General features: G+C 68.7%; 9 protein-coding genes and 3 rRNA genes. 7 read left to right on the top strand and 5 right to left on the bottom strand.

The window, feature by feature from the left end:
• Positions 1–235: 235 nt before the first annotated feature.
• Complete coding sequence (locus N6H00_RS21685; RefSeq protein ID WP_268977064.1) at positions 236–4,270, top strand: AfsR/SARP family transcriptional regulator; 4,035 nt, start codon at positions 236–238, stop codon at positions 4,268–4,270.
• A gap of 312 nt (positions 4,271–4,582) precedes the next feature.
• Here N6H00_RS21685 and N6H00_RS21690 read toward each other — a convergent pair whose 3' ends face one another.
• A complete protein-coding gene (locus N6H00_RS21690; protein WP_268973471.1) occupies positions 4,583–5,308 on the bottom strand; it encodes a TetR/AcrR family transcriptional regulator in 726 nt (241 codons plus the stop codon).
• 321 nt (positions 5,309–5,629) lie between these two features.
• Here N6H00_RS21690 and N6H00_RS21695 point away from each other — a divergent pair, with 321 nt between their 5' ends.
• Together N6H00_RS21695 and N6H00_RS21700 are read left to right on the top strand one after the other, a co-directional pair.
• Complete coding sequence (locus N6H00_RS21695) at positions 5,630–6,985, top strand: NAD(P)/FAD-dependent oxidoreductase (RefSeq protein WP_268973472.1); 1,356 nt, start codon at positions 5,630–5,632, stop codon at positions 6,983–6,985.
• Positions 6,986–7,220: 235 nt separating this feature from the next.
• Entirely contained in the window at positions 7,221–9,179 is a 1,959-nt protein-coding gene (locus N6H00_RS21700) for an ATP-binding SpoIIE family protein phosphatase (protein WP_268973473.1), read from the top strand.
• A gap of 185 nt (positions 9,180–9,364) precedes the next feature.
• Here N6H00_RS21700 and N6H00_RS21705 read toward each other — a convergent pair whose 3' ends face one another.
• Positions 9,365–10,678, bottom strand: coding sequence for an MFS transporter (locus tag N6H00_RS21705; protein WP_268977065.1), 1,314 nt, complete (start codon positions 10,676–10,678; stop codon positions 9,365–9,367).
• A gap of 158 nt (positions 10,679–10,836) precedes the next feature.
• Between N6H00_RS21705 and N6H00_RS21710 the strand changes: the two genes are divergently transcribed.
• The 4 genes from N6H00_RS21710 (at position 10,837) to rrf (ending at position 17,022) form a co-directional block, all read left to right on the top strand.
• Complete coding sequence (locus N6H00_RS21710) at positions 10,837–11,388, top strand: MarR family winged helix-turn-helix transcriptional regulator (RefSeq protein ID WP_268973474.1); 552 nt, start codon at positions 10,837–10,839, stop codon at positions 11,386–11,388.
• 539 nt (positions 11,389–11,927) lie between these two features.
• Positions 11,928–13,454, top strand: a 16S ribosomal RNA gene (locus N6H00_RS21715).
• Positions 13,455–13,712: 258 nt separating this feature from the next.
• Positions 13,713–16,833 (top strand): 23S ribosomal RNA (locus N6H00_RS21720).
• A gap of 72 nt (positions 16,834–16,905) precedes the next feature.
• A 5S ribosomal RNA gene (gene rrf, locus N6H00_RS21725) occupies positions 16,906–17,022 on the top strand.
• Together the 16S, 23S and 5S rRNA genes form the textbook arrangement of a ribosomal RNA operon.
• A 120-nt stretch (positions 17,023–17,142) precedes the next feature.
• On the opposite strand, the gene N6H00_RS21730 is transcribed toward rrf, so the two are convergent.
• From N6H00_RS21730 to N6H00_RS21740, 3 genes are read right to left on the bottom strand one after another with little or no spacing between them, the layout of a single operon-like run.
• Entirely contained in the window at positions 17,143–19,002 is a 1,860-nt protein-coding gene (locus N6H00_RS21730; RefSeq protein WP_268973476.1) for a hypothetical protein, read from the bottom strand.
• A gap of 1 nt (position 19,003) precedes the next feature.
• Positions 19,004–20,407, bottom strand: coding sequence for an ATP-binding protein (locus N6H00_RS21735; protein WP_432280753.1), 1,404 nt, complete (start codon positions 20,405–20,407; stop codon positions 19,004–19,006).
• A gap of 49 nt (positions 20,408–20,456) precedes the next feature.
• On the bottom strand, positions 20,457–22,013 hold the full coding sequence (locus N6H00_RS21740; protein WP_268977066.1) for an SCO6880 family protein: 1,557 nt from the start codon (positions 22,011–22,013) through the stop codon (positions 20,457–20,459).
• Between the last annotated feature and the right edge of the window lie 2 nt (positions 22,014–22,015).

Raw genomic sequence — 22,015 nt, forward strand, 5'->3', positions numbered from 1 at the left:
CGGCGTGCCGCACCGAGCGGTCGCGGGGGTATGGCGCGGGTCCTGGGGCGGGGCCGGTGCGGTGCGGTGCGGGGAGTTGGGGCCATGCGTGGGTGTGGGGGCCAGGCGGCGTATGAAGTCGGCGTCCTTACGGCTGAAGTCGGCGTCCTTACGGCGGGCGAAAACGAACGGACCCCAGCGCCGTCACGCGCACCATCTCCCGAGCGGCAACAAGCAACCTAGGAGAATGGGCCCTGTGCGGTATCTGATCCTCGGCACCACCGAAGCGCGCGACGACCACGGAAACCCACTGCCCCTCGGCGGCCCCCGCATCCGCGCACTGCTCGCCGCGCTCGCCGTACGAGCCGCACGCCCCGCCCCGGCCACCGTCGACGTCCTGATCGACGAGGTGTGGGCCGACGACCCTCCGCATGACGCGCCCGCCGCGCTCCAGGCGCTCGTCGGCCGGCTGCGCCGGGCCATCGGCAGGAGCGCCGTGGTCTCCTCACCCGGCGGCTACCGCCTCGCGACCACCGCCCCCCAGGACGACGTCGACCTGCTCCGCTTCGAGCGGCTGACGAACGAGGGTTTACGCGCCCTGCACGCCGGCGACCCCGGGACCGCCGCCGCCACCCTCCGTAAGGCGCTCGCCCTGTGGCGTGGTCCGGCCCTCGCCGACCTGCCGGACCGGGACGCGGCCGCCGCCCGCCCCGAGGCGCTTCGGCTGACCGCGCTGCACCGCCGGATCGACGCCGACCTCGCGCTCGACCGCCCTACGGACGTCATACCGGAGCTGCGCGAACTCGTCGCGGACCACCCGCTTGACGAAACGTTCCACGCCCAGCTGATCCGCGCCCTGTGGGCGGCCGGTCACTCCGCCGACGCCCTTGCCGCGTACGAGGACGTCCGCCGCACCCTCGCCGAACGCCTCGGTACCGACCCGGGAGCGGAGCTGAGGGAGCTCCACAGACGGCTGCTGACGACCGCCGCCGAGCCGGCCCTCCGAGAGCCGATCGCCGCGCGCGGCGACCCGGTGGACGCGGCGCCGCGCGCTGACGGCCACGGAGCGACAGGGACCGGGTGCGGGTCCGGGAGGGAGAGCGGGAGCACGGGCGGGGTCCGGACCGGTGCCCGAGCCGGTATCCGGCCCGACGGCCACGTCGGGGACCCGGCGGACGGCGTGGCGGAGCGCCGGGTCGACGGCCGGGCCATGGACGGGGCGGAGGAGCGCCGGGGCCACGGCCGGGCCGGGAGTGCGCTCGACCGTCGGCCCGGGGAGGCGTACGAACCTCGGCCCGGGGAGGCGTACGACGGTCGGGCCGCAGGCGGGGCCGACGGCCGGGGGGCCGGTCCGCGTACCGCCGTGCCGCGTCCGCCGCACGGCAACCTCAGAGCCCGCCTCACCAGCTTCGTCGGTCGGGAGACCGAGATCAGCGACATCCTCCGGGACCTGGAGAGTGCCCGGTTGGTCACTCTCACCGGCCCCGGCGGCTCCGGCAAGACCCGGCTCTCCGAGGAGGCCGCCGCGACCGTGACGGCCGATTACCCGGATGGCGTCTGGATCGCCGGACTCGCCCCGCTCGACCAGCCCTCCGCCGTCCCCGGCGCCGTCCTGAGCGCGGTCGGCCGCCGCGAGACCACGCTGCTCGCCTCCGGGCTCGAAGGCCGCGCCGCTGGGACGGACGGTGTGGACCCGACCAGCCGGCTCGTCGAGTACTGCGCGGACCGCCGGCTGCTGCTCCTGCTCGACAACTGCGAGCACGTCATCGACACCGCGGCCCGGCTCACCGAGACCCTGCTCGAGCACTGCCCAGGGGTGACCGTGCTCGCCACCAGCCGGGAGCCGCTGGGGGTGCCGGGCGAGATCGTCAGGCCGGTGGAGCCGCTTCCGCCCGCCCCGGCTCACCAGCTGTTCGCCGAGCGCGCCGCGACCGTACGGCCCGGGTTCGACCCGGCGGCCGATCCGGACACGGCGGCCGCGGTCGCGGAGATCTGCCGCCGCCTGGACGGTCTGCCGCTGGCGATCGAGCTGGCCGCGGCGCGGCTGCGGCTGCTGACCCCACGGCAGATCGCGGACCGGCTGGACGACCGTTTCCGCCTGCTGACCAGCGGCAGCAGAACCGCGCTGCCCCGCCAGCAGACCCTGCGGGCCGTCGTCGACTGGTCCTGGGACCTCCTCGATGAGCGCGAGCGCACCGTGCTGCGCCGTGCGTCGGTCTTCGCGGGCGGGTGGACCCTGTCCGCGGCGGAGGCGGTGTGCGCGGACGCCCCGCCCGTCGAGAACGTCCTTACGGACGACGGCGAGGTCCATGGCGCCCTTACGGACGCGACGGCGGGCACACCGCCGCCGGGCGACGCGGTTGCGCGCGCCGAGACGCGCTCCCCCCTGCGCTTTCATGCGCGCCCCCGCGCCCGGATCACGCCGGCTGAGGTTCTGGAACTGCTCGGGGCGCTGGTCGACAAGTCGCTCCTGGTCGTCGACCACCCCTCGCGCGGTACGGCGGCGGAGTCCGCCGGTACGACGGGCAGGGAGCCCCGCTACCGGATGCTGGAGACGATCCACGATTACGTCAGCGAGCGCGCCACCGAGGGCCCCGCGGCCCGTGCCGACCACAAGGCCGCCGTGGCCCGCCATACCGCCCACTTCCGGGACTTCGTGCGCACCGCCGAGCCCCGTCTGCGCTCGGCCGGACAACTGCCGTGGCTGCGCCTCGTCGAGGCCGACCTCGACAACATCCGGGCAGTGCTGCACCGCTCCCTGACGACCGCGGACGAGGACACCTTCTTCGCGCTCATCCATTCCATGGGCTGGTTCTGGTGGCTGCGCAACTACCGGGACGAGGGCGCCGCCTGGATCGGCCGTGCCCTGGCCCTCGAGGACCGCCCGGACCATGGACTGGAGGAGGCACCGGACGGAGATCACCCGTTCGAGCGATTCCCCCGTATCCCGGCCCGGGTGCCGGACGGTGTGGACGGCGTCGACGAGGAAGTCACCCGGTACTGGCACTTCATGGACCTGCGGATGCTGCTCTTCTTCCTGCTCGCGGAGCAGGGCAGTGGGCCGGACCTGAGTGACCCCGGGATCCGGGAGGCCGCCCTACGCATGCGTGACGCCTACGCGGGCAATCCCGGGCCTCGCAGTGCGCGCTTCCCCGGTCTGCTGTGGCCGTTCGCCGCCTTCGCCGTCGAGGGCTTCGCCGGTGTGCTGCCGCTCATGGACCAGACCGTGGCCGGCTGTCGGAAGCACGGTGACGACTGGGCGGTCGGCGTCACGCTGATGTACCGCACCCACCTCGCCATCGACATGCCCGGCGGCATCGAGAGCGTCGATGACGACCTGGCCGAGCTGCGCGAGCTGACCGCCCGTGTCGGCGACCGCTGGGTGCTCGCCCAGGTGGAGGGGGCGCGCGGCGAGATCGCCGCCCATCGCGGGCGGTTCGCGGAGGCGAGGGCCGCCTATGAGAAGGCACGGCGACTCGCGCAGGAGCTCGGCGCGCACACCGAGGTGCCGTTCCTCTTCACCCGCCTCGCCGATCTCGCCCTTCACGAGAAGGACGTGGCGGGCGCGATAAGGCTGGTGGAGCGTTCCGAGCAGGAGGCGGAGCGTCGTGGCACCCAGGACACACGGGCCTTCAACCAGATCCTGCGCGGCCTGGTGGAGCTGGTGCGCGGTGATCTGGCCCAGGCGCGAGCCCGCTGCGACACCGCGCGGGATGTCGCGCTGCGCGGCACTCCACCGCCGCAGTTCTGGGTCGTGATCAACGGCCTGGACGGCCGCATCACCGGCTTGGAGGGCGATCTGGCCGGCGGAGTGCGCAAGCTGCGGAACACGCTGCGCGATGGCCTCGAGGCGGGCTCCATGGAGTTGCTGCTGGCCCATCAGGCGGAGTCGGCGGCGACACTCCTGGCGAGATGCGGGCAAGAGCGGCTCGCCGCACGGCTGGTGGGCGCCGCCGACGGCTGGCGCGGCCGGCTGCCGCGCTCACCGCTGGTGGCCGAGGACGTCGGCACGACCGTGGCGCGCTTGAGCGAGGCGCTGGGCCATGACGCGGTGGAGAAACTGCGCACCGAGAACACGACCCTCACCCCCGAGCAGGCCATCCGCCTGCTCGACGAAGTGCTGACCTCTCTCGACGCCACCGACGCCACCGACGCCACCGACGCCACCGACGCCACCGACGCCACCCCTGCCCAGGCCGAGGCCGTCACACAGGCCGAGGCCGTCACCTGGGACGAGACCGCAGGCCGGGCCGGGACTGCCGACCCGGAGGCTGGCCGGGATGCCGATTAAGGGCATCGCACCGCCCGCCCGCTGCCGACGCGGGCACGTGGCACGCGCCAACGCGGCGCACCCCTGGACCCCGGGACACGAAACGAACCGGGAAACAGAACACGAGCCATCCGGACCGCCCACCGGGCCGACACCTGCCGCCACAGCGCCCAGCGCCCAGTGCACATGTATATGCATAGGCATATACATGTGCACCCCGCCCGGCACGGCCCTTCGGGCGTCGTCGATACCGATACCGATACCGGTACCGATGCCGATGCCGATGCCGATGTCACCCTGCCGGGCGCGGGTATCACTCCCGGGCCGACGGCATCACCCCACGGGGCGCGACCGCAGCCCGTCCAGCAGTATGTCCAGCAGCCGGGACGACGCCGCCGCCTGCTGCGCCGCGTCCGGCAGCGAGGGCGCCGCCGTGGCGATCACCAGCAGCACATCGGCGACCGTCACATCCGGGCGCAGCTCGCCCGCCGCCCGTGCTCGCTCCACCAGTTGCCCGACGACCTCCAGCAGCGCCGCGGCGCCCGCGTCGTCCGGCTCGTCCTCAGGTGCGGTCGGCCGCTCGACCAGCCGCAGCTCCGGCTGAGCCGGTCCGGCTAACGCCGCCTGCCGCGGCTGCGGCAGCCGGATCTCGGCCTCCACGTCGACCCCGACCCGCAGCACCTGCGGCGGAAGCAGCCGGCCCGCGCCGGACGCCACCGAGGTGCGCAGGAACCGGGCCAGCGCGGACCACGGTTCGTTCTCCTGACCCAGCGCCGCCCGCGCCTGATCGGTCAGCCTTGCCGTCTCCTCCTCGGCTATGCGTCGCACCAGCACGTCCTTGCTGGGGAACCGCCGATAGACGGTGCCCACCCCGACCCGCGCCCGGCGCGCCACGTCCTCCATCGGAGCCCCGTACCCCAGCTCACCGAAGACTTCGCGGGCCGCCCGCAGGACGTGCTCCAGATTGCGCTGCGCGTCCACGCGCAGCGGTGTGTTCCGTCCGCCGTTTCCGTCCGACGACGCGACGGCTGCGGACCATGACGAACCCTGAAGGTGCATAAGTGATCCCCCGGTAATGACGTCTCCCCCCGGAGACTCCCCGCCCAGACTGTCGAGGCAGTCACAACCCCGACGAAGTACGAACATAGTTGAGCACAGGTCAAGAAAGAAGAGGGTAGCTCGGGACAGAACGCCCACTGATCGGAGCACAGGACCGCCTTGTTCCGACTCGCCACCCGTCGGTTACCGCCCATCCCGGGGCTGACCTGCGGACATTTCGTACGTGCAACCGATTCCGCACCGTGCGGCGGGCCGAGCCGTCCGGTCACACAATTCGTCGGGCCTGTGGACAAACCGCGGCCGCGCGTGCCTCATGGGAGGGTGAAGGAACCTGTGCGCATTCTCGTTGTCGGCGGTGGCTACGTCGGGATGTACGCCGCGCTGCGCCTCCAGCGGAAGCTGAAGCGAGAGCTGAGGCACGGCGGCGTACAGGTCATCGTGGTCGACCCCGAGCCGTATATGACCTACCAGCCCTTCCTGCCCGAGGCGGCTGCCGGATCCATCTCACCGCGCCATGTCGTGGTGCCGTTGCGCCGGGTCCTGCCCGACTGCACGGTCGTCATCGGCGAGGCCACCGCGATCCACCACGGCAAACGCACCGCGACCGTGAGAACCCTCGCCACCGAGGAAGAGGGCGCCGGCACGGTCGACATCCACTACGACGAGCTGGTGCTGGCCCCCGGCTCCGTGTCCCGCACCCTCCCGGTCCCCGGTCTCGCCGAGTTCGGCATCGGCTTCAAGACCGTCGAGGAGGCCATCGGCCTGCGCAACCATGTGCTCGAACAGCTGGACATCGCCTCCTCGACCCGAGACCCCGATGTCCGGGACGCGGCGCTGACCTTCGTCTTCGTCGGCGGCGGATACGCGGGCGTCGAGGCGCTCGGCGAGCTGGAGGACATGGCCCGGTTCGCCGTCCGGTATTACCACAACATCGCTCCCGAGGATCTGAAGTGGATCCTCGTCGAGGCCACCGACCGGATCCTTCCGGAGGTCGGCGAGGAGATGGGCAAGTACGCCGTCCGGGAGCTGCGCGACCGCAATATCGACGTCCGGCTGGAGACCCGCCTGGACTCCTGCGCCGACCGGATCGCCGCGCTGAGCGACGGCTCGCGCTTCCCCACCCGCACGCTCGTGTGGACCGCGGGCGTGAAACCGCACCCCATCCTCGCCTCCACCGATCTGCCGCTCAACGAACGTGGCCGCCTCACCTGCACGGCTGCGCTCCAGGTGGAGGGCGTGGAGCACGCCTGGGCGGCCGGGGACGCCGCGGCGATCCCCGACCTGACGGCCGACCGGCCCGGTGCGGAGTGCGCCCCCAACGCACAGCACGCCGTCCGCCAGGCCAAGGTCCTCGCCGAAAACGTGCTCGCCTCGCTCGCCGGCCGGCCGCTCACGGACTACGCGCACACGTACGCGGGCTCCGTGGCCTCCCTGGGGCTCCACAAGGGCGTCGCACATGTGTATGGACGAAAGCTGAAGGGCTATCCGGCCTGGTTCATGCACCGCGTGTACCACCTCAGCCGGGTGCCGACGTTCAACCGTAAGGCGCGCGTGCTGGCCGAGTGGATCCTGTCCGGGCTGTTCAAGCGGGAGATCGTCTCGCTGGGGTCGCTGGAGAACCCGCGCGCCGAGTTCAAACTCGCCGCGGATACCGGTCGCCATCCCGAGGCCAGTTGAGCCAATCGGGGCGGAGCCGGGAACTCCCCTCCCACGATCGGCGTCTGACGGATGTCAGACCGGTCGGCCACACTGGACGTGTGACCATGGGTGGGCTCGTATCTGCAAAGAGTGACAATCGCGAGGATTCGGAAGTTTGCCGCATTCCCCTGGGGGTCGCCCCCCGTACCCGCACCCAGCTCCCCGATCCCGCGCCGGCGCGCTGCTCAGCCACCACCCCACGAGGTAACCCGCAGTGAATTTCACGCGCTGGAGCGCCCGGCTCCCCCGAACCCAGCGACGCATCGCCGCCCGAGCCGACCGCGGTGCGCGGCGGCCGCAGCCCGCGGCCGCGGCGGGCGGCGGCTCCGTCCCGGCGGCCAGGGGCGAGCGCGCCGACGCCTCGGGGCGCGGCGAGCCTCCCGCGGCCGCCCCTTCCGACGCCGCGCCCGCCGCCGTCCCCACGCTCGACGGGCTGTCCGTCCATGACCTCCTCGGCCAGGTGCCGGCACTGGTCGCGGTGGTCTACGGACCCGAGCACCGCATCGCCTACCTCAACGACGCCTATGCCGAGCTCTTCGGCTCCCGGGCCCTCGGCACCTCCGCCCGCCAGGCCCTGCCCGAGCTGAGGGAGCTGGGGCTGCTGCCGCTCATGGACCAGGTGCTGCGCAGCGGCAAGCCCCGTACGGTCAAGTCCCGGCGCGTGCCCGCGGGCCGCCCGGCGACCACGCCCGGCCCGCGGCAGGAGGGCGCGGCCCCGGGCTCCGGCCGGTCGCGCCACGGCTACTACACCTTCACCTGCTCCCCGATCGAGATGGCCGTGCCGACGGCCGCCGCCCCCGGGGCGCCGGCCGACGAGCGGGCGGGCGAGGCCGCCGTGGACGGGGCGCCGGTGGACGGGGCGCCGGTGGACGGACCGATCCCGGAAGCCGCCCTCCGTAAGGCCGTCACGCCGGAGGCGGTCACCACTGAGCCCGTCGCCACCGAGCCCGCCCCCGGCCCCGCCACGGCCACCGAGCCGGTCCGCGGCGTGCTCGTCTTCGGCGCCGACGTCACCGACCAGGTCGAATCCGCCGAGCGGCTGCGCGCCAGCGAGCGCCTCCAGCGTGAGGCCGCCGTCACCCTCCAGCGCAGCCTCCTCCCCCAGGAACTGGAGCAGCCCGACGATCTGCGGGTCGCCGCCACCTATCAGCCCGGCGGCACGGACGCGGCGGTGGGCGGCGACTGGTACGACGTCATCACCCTGGGCGCCGGCCGCACCGCCCTCGTCATCGGCGACGTCATGGGCCGCGGTGTGAGGGCCGCCGCCGTCATGGGCCAGCTGCGCACCGCCGTCCGCGCCTACGCCCGGCTCGACCTCCCGCCGCACGAGGTCCTACAGCTCCTCGACGGCCTGGCCGCCGAGATCGACCCCCACCAGATCGCCACCTGCGTCTACGCCGTCCACGACCCCAACGAGAACCGCCTGGTCTACGCCTCCGCGGGCCATCTGCCGATCCTGGTCCGCGACCCGGACGGCACCGTCCGCCGCGCCTCCGAGCCCACCGGACCTCCGCTCGGCACCGGCGGCTGGCTGCACACCTCCGGCTCGGTCCCGCTCGGCCCCGGGGCCAGCGCGGTCCTCTACACCGACGGTCTGGTGGAGCGGCGCGACAAGGACATCTACGACGGTGTGGCCGCGCTCGAGCGCGTCTTCGCGGGCGCGACCGGCTCGCCCCAGGTGATGTGCGACCGCCTCATCAGGGCCCTGGGCATCACCGCGGAGCACGACGACGATGTGGCGGTGCTGGTCCTCCAGCACCCCGCCCGTACGGGGCACGACGCGGAGCTCTTCCACAACGCCGCGCTGGAGCTCCTCGGCGGGGTGGAAGCCGCACCGCGCGCCCGAGCCTTCGCCTCCGGGGTGCTCGCCAGCTGGCGCTTCCCCATGGAGCTGCGCGATCTGGGCGTGCTCGCCGCCAGCGAGCTCGTCGCCAACTCCCTCCAGCACGGCACTCCGCCCATGCGGCTGCGGCTGCGGCGCACCGACCGCCGCCTGATCATCGAGGTGACGGACGGTGATGACCATCTGCCGCGCCGCCGCCGGGCCGAACCGGTGGACGAGGCCGGACGCGGCATCTCGATCGTCGCGACCATCGCCTCGTCCTGGGGCTCACGCCGCACACCGGGCGGCGGCAAGGCGGTCTGGTGCGAGTTCGCCCTGCCGGCGGACTAGGCGCGTGCTCCGAAGAGGCCGCTGACGCGGCACCGGCCGTGGTCCGCGAACGTCGGTGACGGGCCCGAGCGGTACGGGGACGGCGGACCTGAGCGGGACGGGCCCCAACCGGCACAACGCCCCGGCACGGCGGAGCCGAGCGGCTCCATCGCCGCGCCAGGGCGAGGGCGGAGTGGCCGGCCGGTTCAGGCCGCGGTGGTCACCTCGTCCGACGAGGCCGCCCGCGGCGCGGGCACCGAGGGACCGGCGACCGTCGCCCGCAGCGGATTGTCCTGCTGGGCCGTGAGCCGCTTGCCGAGCCTCAGCGCGAGCGCGGTGATGCCGAGCGAGCAGACGATGAGCGTCGCGATGTACGTCCCGTACAGCCCGGCTCCCGCCAGCAGCCCGCCGACCGCCGGGCCCACGGCCAGGGCCAGCTGCTTCACCAGCGAAAACGCCGAGTTGTACTGACCGAGTGCCGTCGGCGGCGCCAGGTCGGCGACCAGCGGCGCGACCGTGGGCGACAGCATCGCCTCGCCCAGTCCGAAGAGCGCGTACGCCGAGATGATCGCGGTGATGCCGACGGCCTGGCCCCCGGGCACCAGGCCGGCGGCCCCGGCGGCGCACCACGCCACCGTCCAGACCAGCCCGACCAGCGCGATCACCCGGCTGCGCCGCCGCCGCTCGACCAGCTTGAGCACGACGAACTGCGCCAGCACGATCGCCGCCGTGTTCGCGGCCAGGGCGACGCCCAGCATCGACGGCGATATCCGGGCGACGTCCACCGCGAACGCCGACAGCCCGGACTCGAACTGTCCGTAGCAGGCGAAGAACATCACGAAGCCCAGCACGCACAGCTGCACCATGGCGCGGTCGCCGAGCAGGGAGCGCCAGCGGCCGGTGTCGCCGAGGCGCTCACCGACGGTCGGCACCGGGCCGTCGAACACCGGTGTCCGCTCCAGCCTTACGGTCGCGACCGCCGCGCCGAGCGCCAGGAACATCACCGCGTCGATCGCGAAGAGCCGCACAAAGCTCGCGGCGGCGGAGGCGTCCACGAGCAGCCCGCCGAGCAGCCCGCCGACCCCGAGGCCCAGGTTGCCGAGGAAGAACTGGGTGGCGAAGGCCCGCGACCGGGTGAGCGGAGTCGAGCACCAGACGATCAGCGTGGCCAGCGCGGGCTGGATGGCCGCCATACCCGCGCCCAGCACTCCGGCCGCGGCGATGACCAGCGGCTCGCTCGCCGCCAGGCCCAGCCCCATCGATCCGACAGCGGCGGCGACCGCACCCGCGACGGCAACGGACTGCGGCCCTCGCCGGTCGATCAGCCGACCGATGAAGGGCAGCACGGCGAGCGCGGCCACGGCGAACGTCGCGAGCACCACGCCCGCGGTGTTCGCGCCGAGGTCCCGCACCCGCGCCACATAGACGAAGAGGAACGGGACCGTGAAGCCGTTGCCGAACGCGCTCAGCGCGTTGCCCAGCTGGATACGGCGCAGCGCTGCGCCCATCGCGGTGGTCACACTCACCTACCTAGGTCGAGGAGGGGCAAGAGAAACGGGCCTGACCTGCGGGTCGACCCGGAGGATGCATGTCTGAAGACTTCGAAGGTAAACTTCGATGCTTAAGAGTACAGAGAGAAGGACTTCAGCGCCAATGACTTTCGTGTCATGCTGTTCACATGGCGGAGACCCCCGACCCTGACGACCTGCTGAGCATCGAGGAGCAGATCGCGGCGTACCAGCGCGAGTTCCAGGACCTCGACCCCCAGGTGGAGCAGGTCGTGAGCGCACTCAGCCGGCTCACTCGGCGAATGAACGTCGCGTACAGCCGCCAGTCGGCCACGCTGGGTATCAGCAACTCCGAATGGGAAGTCCTCAAGGCGCTCGTCCTGTCCGGGGCTCCCTACCAACTGGGCCCCGGAGACCTGGCCAAGCGGCTGGGCCTCACCCCCGCCGCCATGACCCACCGCATCGACCGCATGGTCAACGAGGGCCTGGTCACCCGTGAGCGTGACGCGGACAACCGGGTCCGCGTCATCGTCGAGCTGACCCACGACGGCCGGGAGAAGTGGCTGGAGGCGATGCGCCAGGCCGCGATCTTCGAGGCGGACCTTCTCCAGGATCTCTCCAGCGAGGAGCGCGGAGCCCTCGGCGAGATGCTCACCCGTGTGCTGCGCAGGGTGGAGGAGGCCCAGCCCGACGCCGAGGGGCGGCTGAGTAACCTCGGCTGAGCCATGTGGCGTAGCGAGGTTGACACGGGTCCGGGCGATCCGTAACGTACTCCGAGCTGCCACGGAGCCGTAACGGTTATCCGTCAGCACTCGAGCCGCACCGGCGGCAAACCACTTCTGCACGGCCCCTCATCGGGATGGATTTCGGCATGCCGAAATTCGGATCGGGAAGCTCGATTATGAGCATCCGGGGGAATCCGCTAAAGTAGTGGACACGCCGGAAGGCGCGAAACACCCCGCTCCAACAGGGGGCCGGAAACGGAATTCGGATCGGAAACGGACCGGAAATCGGATCTGGTAAGGTTGGAAACACCGAAGGGAAGCGCCCGGAGAAACCGGTGAAAGGGTTTCGAAGGAAGCGTCCGTTCCTTGAGAACTCAACAGTGTGCCAAAAGTCAACGCCAGATATGTTGATAACCCCGTCCTTCTCGGACGAGGTTCCTTTGAAAAACACAGCGAGGACGCTGTGAACGGGACTGGATTATTCCTCCGGTTCTGTTCCGCTCTCGTGCAGTGTTTGCCGGGATATCCCGGAAGCATTCACGGAGAGTTTGATCCTGGCTCAGGACGAACGCTGGCGGCGTGCTTAACACATGCAAGTCGAACGATGAACCGGTTTCGGCCGGGGATTAGTGGCGAACGGGTGAGTAACACGTGGGCAATCTGCCCTGCACTCTGGGACAAGCCCTGGAAACGGGGTCTAATACCGGATATGACCGCTGACCGCATGGTCTGGTGGTGGAAAGCTCCGGCGGTGCAGGATGAGCCCGCGGCCTATCAGCTTGTTGGTGGGGTGATGGCCTACCAAGGCGACGACGGGTAGCCGGCCTGAGAGGGCGACCGGCCACACTGGGACTGAGACACGGCCCAGACTCCTACGGGAGGCAGCAGTGGGGAATATTGCACAATGGGCGCAAGCCTGATGCAGCGACGCCGCGTGAGGGATGACGGCCTTCGGGTTGTAAACCTCTTTCAGCAGGGAAGAAGCGCAAGTGACGGTACCTGCAGAAGAAGCGCCGGCTAACTACGTGCCAGCAGCCGCGGTAATACGTAGGGCGCAAGCGTTGTCCGGAATTATTGGGCGTAAAGAGCTCGTAGGCGGCTTGTCGCGTCGGATGTGAAAGCCCGGGGCTTAACTCCGGGTCTGCATTCGATACGGGCAGGCTAGAGTTCGGTAGGGGAGATCGGAATTCCTGGTGTAGCGGTGAAATGCGCAGATATCAGGAGGAACACCGGTGGCGAAGGCGGATCTCTGGGCCGATACTGACGCTGAGGAGCGAAAGCGTGGGGAGCGAACAGGATTAGATACCCTGGTAGTCCACGCCGTAAACGTTGGGAACTAGGTGTGGGCGACATTCCACGTTGTCCGTGCCGCAGCTAACGCATTAAGTTCCCCGCCTGGGGAGTACGGCCGCAAGGCTAAAACTCAAAGGAATTGACGGGGGCCCGCACAAGCGGCGGAGCATGTGGCTTAATTCGACGCAACGCGAAGAACCTTACCAAGGCTTGACATACATCGGAAACACTCAGAGATGGGTGCCCCCTTGTGGTCGGTGTACAGGTGGTGCATGGCTGTCGTCAGCTCGTGTCGTGAGATGTTGGGTTAAGTCCCGCAACGAGCGCAACCCTTGTTCTGTGTTGCCAGCATGCCTTTCGGGGTGATGGGGACTCACAGGAGACTGCCGGGGTCAACTCGGAGGAAGGTGGGGACGACGTCAAGTCATCATGCCCCTTATGTCTTGGGCTGCACACGTGCTACAATGGCCGGTACAATGAGCTGCGAAGCCGTGAGGTGGAGCGAATCTCAAAAAGCCGGTCTCAGTTCGGATTGGGGTCTGCAACTCGACCCCATGAAGTCGGAGTCGCTAGTAATCGCAGATCAGCATTGCTGCGGTGAATACGTTCCCGGGCCTTGTACACACCGCCCGTCACGTCACGAAAGTCGGTAACACCCGAAGCCGGTGGCCCAACCCTTGTGGGGGGAGCCGTCGAAGGTGGGACTGGCGATTGGGACGAAGTCGTAACAAGGTAGCCGTACCGGAAGGTGCGGCTGGATCACCTCCTTTCTAAGGAGCACATAGCCGACTGCGAGCGAATGTCTCGCACGGTTGCTCATGGGTGGAACGTTGACTATTCGGCACGGCCGTTGGCCTGGTGTCTTCAGTACTGCCTCTTCGGGGGCGTGGAACGGGATGATCGGGTGCGGTCGGGTCGGGCACGCTGTTGGGTGTCTGAGGGAATGAACCCTCGGTTGGCCGGAGTCCATGTTGGTGGTGGGCGACTGGTCGTTGCTTGAGAACTGCACAGTGGACGCGAGCATCTGTGGCCAAGTTTTTAAGGGCGCACGGTGGATGCCTTGGCACCAGGAACCGATGAAGGACGTGGGAGGCCGCGATAGGCCCCGGGGAGCTGTCAACCGAGCTGTGATCCGGGGGTGTCCGAATGGGGAAACCCGGCAGTCGTCATGGGCTGTCACCCATACCTGAACACATAGGGTATGTGGAGGGAACGCGGGGAAGTGAAACATCTCAGTACCCGCAGGAAGAGAAAACAACCGTGATTCCGGGAGTAGTGGCGAGCGAAACTGGATGAGGCTAAACCGTATGTGTGTGATACCCGGCAGGGGTTGCGCATGCGGGGTTGTGGGAGCGAGCTTCGGTCGTCTGCCGGCGGCTGGGTGAGTCAGAAATTGTTGATATAGGCGAAGGGCATGCGAAAGGCCCGGCGTAGAGGGTAAGACCCCCGTAGCTGAAATGTCAGCAACTTGCTTGCTTGTTTCCCAAGTAGCACGGGGCCCGAGAAATCCCGTGTGAATCTGGCGGGACCACCCGCTAAGCCTAAATATTCCCTGGTGACCGATAGCGGATAGTACCGTGAGGGAATGGTGAAAAGTACCGCGGGAGCGGAGTGAAATAGTACCTGAAACCGTGTGCCTACAAGCCGTGGGAGCGTCGCCGTGTTCTTCGGAGCACGGTCGTGACTGCGTGCCTTTTGAAGAATGAGCCTGCGAGTTTGCGGTGTGTTGCGAGGTTAACCCGTGTGGGGGAGCCGTAGCGAAAGCGAGTCCGAAGAGGGCGTTTGAGTAGCACGCTCAAGACCCGAAGCGGAGTGATCTAGCCATGGGCAGGTTGAAGCGGAGGTAAGACTTCGTGGAGGACCGAACCCACCAGGGTTGAAAACCTGGGGGATGACCTGTGGTTAGGGGTGAAAGGCCAATCAAACTCCGTGATAGCTGGTTCTCCCCGAAATGCATTTAGGTGCAGCGTCGTGTGTTTCTTGCCGGAGGTAGAGCACTGGATAGGCGATGGGCCCTACCGGGTTACTGACCTTAGCCAAACTCCGAATGCCGGTAAGTGAGAGCGCGGCAGTGAGACTGTGGGGGATAAGCTCCATGGTCGAGAGGGAAACAGCCCAGAGCATCGACTAAGGCCCCTAAGCGTACGCTAAGTGGGAAAGGATGTGGAGTCGCAGAGACAACCAGGAGGTTGGCTTAGAAGCAGCCATCCTTGAAAGAGTGCGTAATAGCTCACTGGTCAAGTGATTCCGCGCCGACAATGTAGCGGGGCTCAAGCGTACCGCCGAAGTCGTGTCATTGCAGTATGTACCCCTAACGGGGGCTGTGATGGGTAGGGGAGCGTCGTGTGCCGGGTGAAGCAGCCGTGTAAGCGAGTTGTGGATGGTTCACGAGTGAGAATGCAGGCATGAGTAGCGATTCACACGTGGGAAACGTGTGCGCCGATTGACTAAGGGTTCCTGGGTCAAGCTGATCTGCCCAGGGTAAGTCGGGACCTAAGGCGAGGCCGACAGGCGTAGTCGATGGACAACCGGTTGATATTCCGGTACCCGCTTTGAAGCGCCAACGCTGAACCAGGCGATGCTAAGTCCGTGAAGCCGCCCTGGATCCTTCGGGTGAAGGGGAGTGGTGGAGCCGACGGTCCAGACCTGTAGTAGGTGAGTGATGGGGTGACGCAGGAAGGTAGTCCAGCCCGGGCGGTGGTTGTCCCGGGGTAAGGGTGTAGCCCGAGGGGTAGGTAAATCCGTCTCTCATTGTGGGTGAGACCTGATGCCGAGCCGATTGTGGTGAAGTGGATGATCCTATGCTGTCGAGAAAAGCCTCTAGCGAGTTTCATGGCGGCCCGTACCCTAAACCGACTCAGGTGGTCAGGTAGAGAATACCGAGGCGTTCGGGTGAACTATGGTTAAGGAACTCGGCAAAATGCCCCCGTAACTTCGGGAGAAGGGGGGCCATTGCTGGTGATGGGTTTTGCACTCGGAGCTGGTGGTGGCCGCAGAGACCAGCGAGAAGCGACTGTTTACTAAAAACACAGGTCCGTGCGAAGCCGTAAGGCGATGTATACGGACTGACGCCTGCCCGGTGCTGGAACGTTAAGGGGACCGGTTAGTGGGGTTTCGACTCCGCGAAGCTGAGAACTTAAGCGCCAGTAAACGGCGGTGGTAACTATAACCATCCTAAGGTAGCGAAATTCCTTGTCGGGTAAGTTCCGACCTGCACGAATGGCGTAACGACTTCTCGACTGTCTCAACCATAGGCCCGGTGAAATTGCACTACGAGTAAAGATGCTCGTTTCGCGCAGCAGGACGGAAAGACCCCGGGACCTTTACTACAGCTTGATATTGGTGTTCGGTTCGGCTTGTGTAGGATAGGTGGGAGACTGTGAAGCCGCAACGCCAGTTGTGGTGGAGTCGTTGTTGAAATACCACTCTGGTCGTGCTGGATGTCTAACCTGGGTCCGTGATCCGGATCAGGGACAGTGTCTGGTGGGTAGTTTAACTGGGGCGGTTGCCTCCTAAAGGGTAACGGAGGCGCCCAAAGGTTCCCTCAGCCTGGTTGGCAATCAGGTGTTGAGTGTAAGTGCACAAGGGAGCTTGACTGTGAGACCGACGGGTCGAGCAGGGACGAAAGTCGGGACTAGTGATCCGGCGGTGGCTTGTGGAAGCGCCGTCGCTCAACGGATAAAAGGTACCCCGGGGATAACAGGCTGATCTTCCCCAAGAGTCCATATCGACGGGATGGTTTGGCACCTCGATGTCGGCTCGTCGCATCCTGGGGCTGGAGTCGGTCCCAAGGGTTGGGCTGTTCGCCCATTAAAGCGGTACGCGAGCTGGGTTTAGAACGTCGTGAGACAGTTCGGTCCCTATCCGCTGTGCGCGTAGGAGTCTTGAGAAGGGCTGTCCCTAGTACGAGAGGACCGGGACGGACGAACCTCTGGTGTGCCAGTTGTTCTGCCAAGGGCATGGCTGGTTGGCTACGTTCGGGAGGGATAACCGCTGAAAGCATCTAAGCGGGAAGCCTGCTTCGAGATGAGGGCTCCCACCTCCTTGAGGGGTTAAGGCTCCCAGTAGACGACTGGGTTGATAGGCCAGATATGGAAGCCGGGTGACCGGTGGAGTTGACTGGTACTAATAGGCCGAGGGCTTGTCCTCAGTTGCTCGCGTCCACTGTGTTGGTTCTGAAGTAATGAACCGTGTTGTTTCCGGTTGTTATCTTCATAGTGTTTCGGTGGTCATAGCGTTAGGGAAACGCCCGGTTACATTCCGAACCCGGAAGCTAAGCCTTTCAGCGCCGATGGTACTGCAGGGGGGACCCTGTGGGAGAGTAGGACGCCGCCGAACAGTTTTTAGCCTCGGTCCCGAGCATATTGTGCTCGGGACCGAGGCATTTTTGCGTTCAGGTCTTTTGTCGGGTCGGAGAGCCCTTTGTCGGGTCGGAGAGCCGCTGGCGTCCTGGTGTGGCTACCCCAGCTCGTGGCTCACCAGGCTGCGGTGGGGCCAGCGGGCGCGTGCCTGCTCCTGGGAGCGCATCAGGGCCAGTGTGGGCAGGCCCTGGGCCGCGCCCTGGGCCAGGAGGTCGGGGAGTGCCGGAAGCGGGGCCACGGCGGCGACATCGTCCAGGACGAGGGTGAGTGGTGGGTCGAGCCGACCGGAGGATGACCGTTCGGCCATGCGCCGGCCGTGCTCGACCACGTGCGAGGCGAGTGCGGTCAGGAAGGGCATCGCACCCGGCTGGGTTCGGGGATCCTCGATGGATTCACCCATCAGATAGAGGGTTCCCCCTTCGGCGACGAATGACTCCAGTGCGAGCGCGTCGGCACGTCCCGGATTGCAGGCGTCCCGGATGTGGATCGAGGAGAGCGCGCCGAGAGCACGGGCGGTCAGCTCCTGGGCCATGTCACGGCGTTCGCGGTGTGCGGTGAGCGTGGCCTCCAGCTCACCGGCCGCCCCGCCCGCCGCCTTGGGATGCGTACGGAGGATCCGCACGGGCTCGTGGGCCGAGTTGCCCTGGGCCCAGCGGTGCACATGGCGGAACGGCCGGCCGTCCACGGCGGCGGCGTGCAGCCAGCAGCGGAGCATCGTCTCCGCGGCCTCCGCCATGGGCCGGTCCATCGCGTGTGCCGGGCGGACGGGGGCGAGGAGGGCGGTGGCGCGGGCGGCCGCGATCTCGCGGGAGCCGCAGTCCGCCGCCGGGTTCCAGCGCAGCCGGACCGGGGTGTCGAGCAGATGGGACGGGTCGAAGACGTGGGTGGGACCGAACTTGGCGCGGACGTCCTTCGTCGTGGCCCAGAGCTTGGGATCGCTGGTGACGACGAGGACGGGGCCGACGGCCTCCAGGACGGTGTGGACCGCGGACTCGCCGCGCTGGGCGCCGAAGAGGACACGGGACCGGACCGACTCGCCGTCGGGGAGGCCGGCCACGGTCAGCGGGCCGGTGCGGGCGGTGGGAAGCTGCTGTGCCGCCGTCGGGTGGAGCGGGGCGTACGCGCCGTCCTGAACGGGGGGCGTGGGGACGCCCTCAGCGGGGGCGTCCTGCACGCTAGCTCTCTGCTCGGCGATGCGGGGGTGCGGCTCGGGACCCGTCCCGGTGGCCGCTCGAGCGGCGACGGCCTCGGTCTCGGGGTGACCCGTGACGGGCGCGACGGCTCCGTTGCCGGACACCGCCTGGGTCGGGCCCGGCGCGGCGCTCCGGGGCCAGGAGACCGGGGCGCCGTCGGTGGACTCGGCGAAGGGGCCGGCGGTGCCGGAAGCGACCTCTGGGGCCGCCGAGCCGCTTCCCGGGCCACGGGCGGGCGAGGGCTGTGCCTCGACACCCGCGGCCGGCTCAGCCCTCGTACCGCTGTGGGTCGCGGTCTCGGTGCCGCCCTTGGCGGCCCCCGCGTCCGTAAGGCCGAGCCGCTTGGCCTCCGCGGCCTGCGCGCGGGCGGCGCGGCGCCGGGCGCGGACGGTCCGGTAGCGGGCCAGCGTGCCGACCACGAAGATCGTCAGCACGATCAGCACCATCAGCTCGCCGATCACGATGCCCCAGAACAGCCCGTACCCCGACAGCTGGTCCTTCGGGGTGCTGGGCCATGCCCCGGCCAGGTCGTGGGGCTCTGTCACCAGCTGACGCAGTGCCTGCGGCGTCCGCATGAAGGCGAGGTTGTCCGGCCAGGCGCCGTGGGCGAGGAGTCCCGCCAGACCGGTCGCCGACCACACCAGGCCGAGCAGGCCCAGCAGAAGGACGAAGGAGCCGATCAGCAGGCCGTCCGGAATGCCGCCCGCCGCGGACGGATGCCTTCCGTGCTCCGCGGGCCCGTCGTGATGCTGTCCCGCCGCCATCTCAGGCCACCGTGGATCCGTACGACGGCCCGCCATAGGTATCCGCCTCCGCCGCCTCGACCGCGGCGGCGGCCCGCTCCTCGGCCTCCGCCTCGGCCGCCATCTGCAGGGCCAGCGCGTCCTCCGTCATCGCCCGGTCGGTGTAGACGAGAGGCCGCTCGGCCTCGGTGATCAGGTGTTTGACGACCTGTACGTTGCCGTTGACGTCCCATACGGCGATACCGGGGGACAGCGTGGGGATGATCTCGACGGCCCAGCGGGGCAGGCCCAGGACGCGACCGGTGGCCCGTGCCTCGTCCGCCTTCTGGGCGTAGATCGTCCGTGTGGAGGCCATCTTGAGGATGGCCGCGGCTTCCCGCGCTGCCGCGCCGTCCACCACGTCGGAGAGATGGTGGACGACGGCGACGAAGGACAGGCCGAGCCGGCGCCCGAACTTCAGCAGCCGCTGGAAGAGCTGGGCGACGAAGGGCGAGTTGATGATGTGCCAGGCCTCTTCGACCAGGAAGATGCGCTTCTTACGGTCGGGACGGATCCAGGTGTGCTCGAGCCAGACCCCCACGATGGCCATCAGGATCGGCATCGCGATCGAGTTGCGATCGATATGGGAGAGGTCGAAGACGATCAGCGGTGAGTCCAGATCGATCCCGGCCGTGGTGGGGCCGTCGAACATACCGCGCAGATCACCGTCGACCAGCCGGTCCAGCACCAGGGCGACATCGAGGCCCCAGGCCCGTACGTCGTCTATGTCGACGTTCATCGCCTCCGCCGATTCGGCCTCGGGGTGGCGCAGCTGCTCCACGATGTCGGTCAGCACCGGCTGGCGGTCGACGATGGTCTCGTTGACGTAGGCGTGCGCGACCTTCAGGGCGAACCCGGAGCGCTCATCGAGCCCGTGCCCCATCGCGACCTCGATGATCGTACGGAGCAGGGCGAGCTGACCGGTCGTGGTGATCGCCGGGTCCAGGGGGTTCAGCCGGATACCGCCGTCCAGGGCCGCCATCGGGTCGAGCCGGATGGGCGTGATCCCCAGCTCCTGGGCGATGAGATTCCATTCGCCGACCCCGTCCTCACCCTGGGCGTCCAGCACCACCACCTGGCGGTCGCGGAACCGCAGCTGGCGCAGGACATAGGTCTTCTCCAGGGCCGACTTGCCGTTTCCGGACTCGCCCAGCACCAGCCAGTGGGGAGCCGGCAGCTGCTGGCCGTAGAGCTGGAAGGGGTCGTAGATGTAGCCCTTGCCGGAGTAGACCTCGCGGCCGATGACCACGCCGGAGTCGCCGAGGCCGGGGGCCGCGGTGGGCAGATAGACGGCCTGGGCCTGGCCGGTGGAGGTGCGCACGGGCAGCCGTGTCGTCTCCACCTTTCCGAACAGAAAGCTGGTGAACGCATCGGTGATGGCGCTCATCGGATCGGCCACGGCGGAGCCCCTATCGTCCCTGTCGTCCCAGTCGTCTCTATCGGCGGATGCCGGTCGCGAACGGCAACGTGTTCACAAAGGCCCGGTGGTGTTCGCGGTCGCACCACTCCAGCTTGAGGTAGCTCTTCCCCGCCGAGGCCCGGATGGTCCGCTTGTCGCGCGCGAGGGCCTCCGGCGACCGGGAGGAGACGGTGATGTAGCCGACGAGGTTGACGCCCGCGGCGCCGCTGGCGAGGTCCTCGCCGCGCTGGTCGAGCCGGCCGTGGGCGGCGATGTCGCGCGGGTCGACGGTGCGGTTCATCTTCGCGGCGCGGCTGGCCTCGGCCTCGTCGTTGGTCTTCTCGGTGAGCATCCGCTCGATGGCGACCTCGGTGGGCTCGAGGTCCATGCAGACGGCGACCGTACGGATGACATCGGGGGTGTGGACGAGCAGCGGGGCGAGGAAGTTGACCCCGACCGGCGTCATGGGCCACTCCTTCACCCAGGCCGTGGCATGGCACCAGGGCTCGCGGGTGCTCGACTCCCGGGTCTTGGCCTGGAGGTAGGTGGGCTCCATCGCGTCCAGCTCGGCGGGCCAGGCGTTCCGCTTGGTCATCGCCTGGATGTGGTCGATGGGGTGGTCCGGGTCGTACATGGAGTGGATGAGCGACGACAGCCGCCCCTGCCCCAGGGGCTGCCGCACCCGGATGTCGGCCTCGGCGAGCCGGGCGCAGATGTCGGTCAGCTCACGGGCCATCACCACGGCGAGGCCGGCGTCCTTGTCGAGCCGGCGGCCGCCGCCGCTGTGGCGGGCGGCGCGCGCGATGGCCTGGGCCTCGGCGGCGAGCTCGCGCGTGTAGTGCATACAGGCGACGAGATAGGCGCGGTGCTGCTCGGAGGAGGTGGAGACCATGGACTGCAACTGGTCGTAGGAGTCCTTGAGCCAGGCGGGGGCGTTGTCGTCGCCGCGCCGCTCGACGTCCTTGGCGTGCGCGTCGGGGTCGGCGGGGAGGGTGCGGGCCAGCATCTGCAGACGGGTCACGAAACCGTCGCCGTTGGCCACGTGCTTGAGCAGGGTGCCGAACCGGTCGACCAGGGCCTCCTGGTCCTCGCTGTCGCGCAGGCCGACGCCGGGGCCCTCGATCTCGATGGCGGCGGTGACGGTGCGGCGGTCGGCGTGCAACAGCACGGCGATCTCGTCGGGGCCGAAGGGGGCGGCCAGCCAGTTGATCCGGCCGATGCCGGGGGGCGGGCCGACCTCGATCTCGCGGCCGTCGAGGCGGGTACCGGCCTCGGCGGCGCCGGAGCGGTAGGTGGTGGTGCCCTTACGGACGCTGCGCTTGTAGGAGCGGTTGATCTCGAACCACCTGTAGAACGTCCGCCCGTTGTACGGAACGTACACGGCGGCGAGGGCGAGGGTGGGGAAGCCGACCAGGGCGACGATGCGGAACATCAGCACTGGCACCAGCAGCCCGCACATCATCCCGATGAACGCCCCCGCGATGATCAGCGCGATCTCGCCGGTCTCGCGGTTCTTGCCGACGATCGCGTTGGGGCGGGGACGTCCGATCAGATATGTGCGACGGGGTGCGATGGGATGCGACTGGGCGTCGATCG

This window comes from Streptomyces sp. S465 (genome assembly GCF_026898115.1).
GTDB classification, from domain to species: Bacteria; Actinomycetota; Actinomycetes; order Streptomycetales; family Streptomycetaceae; genus Streptomyces; species Streptomyces luomodiensis.

Coding starts and splice junctions, on each gene's coding strand:
- N6H00_RS21735 (WP_432280753.1), bottom strand. CDS start 20,407: ATGAGCGCCATCACCGATGCGTTCACCAGCTTTCTGTTCGGAAAGGTG.
- N6H00_RS21710 (WP_268973474.1), top strand. CDS start 10,837: ATGGCGGAGACCCCCGACCCTGACGACCTGCTGAGCATCGAGGAGCAG.
- N6H00_RS21730 (WP_268973476.1), bottom strand. CDS start 19,002: ATGGCGGCGGGACAGCATCACGACGGGCCCGCGGAGCACGGAAGGCAT.
- N6H00_RS21690 (WP_268973471.1), bottom strand. CDS start 5,308: ATGCACCTTCAGGGTTCGTCATGGTCCGCAGCCGTCGCGTCGTCGGAC.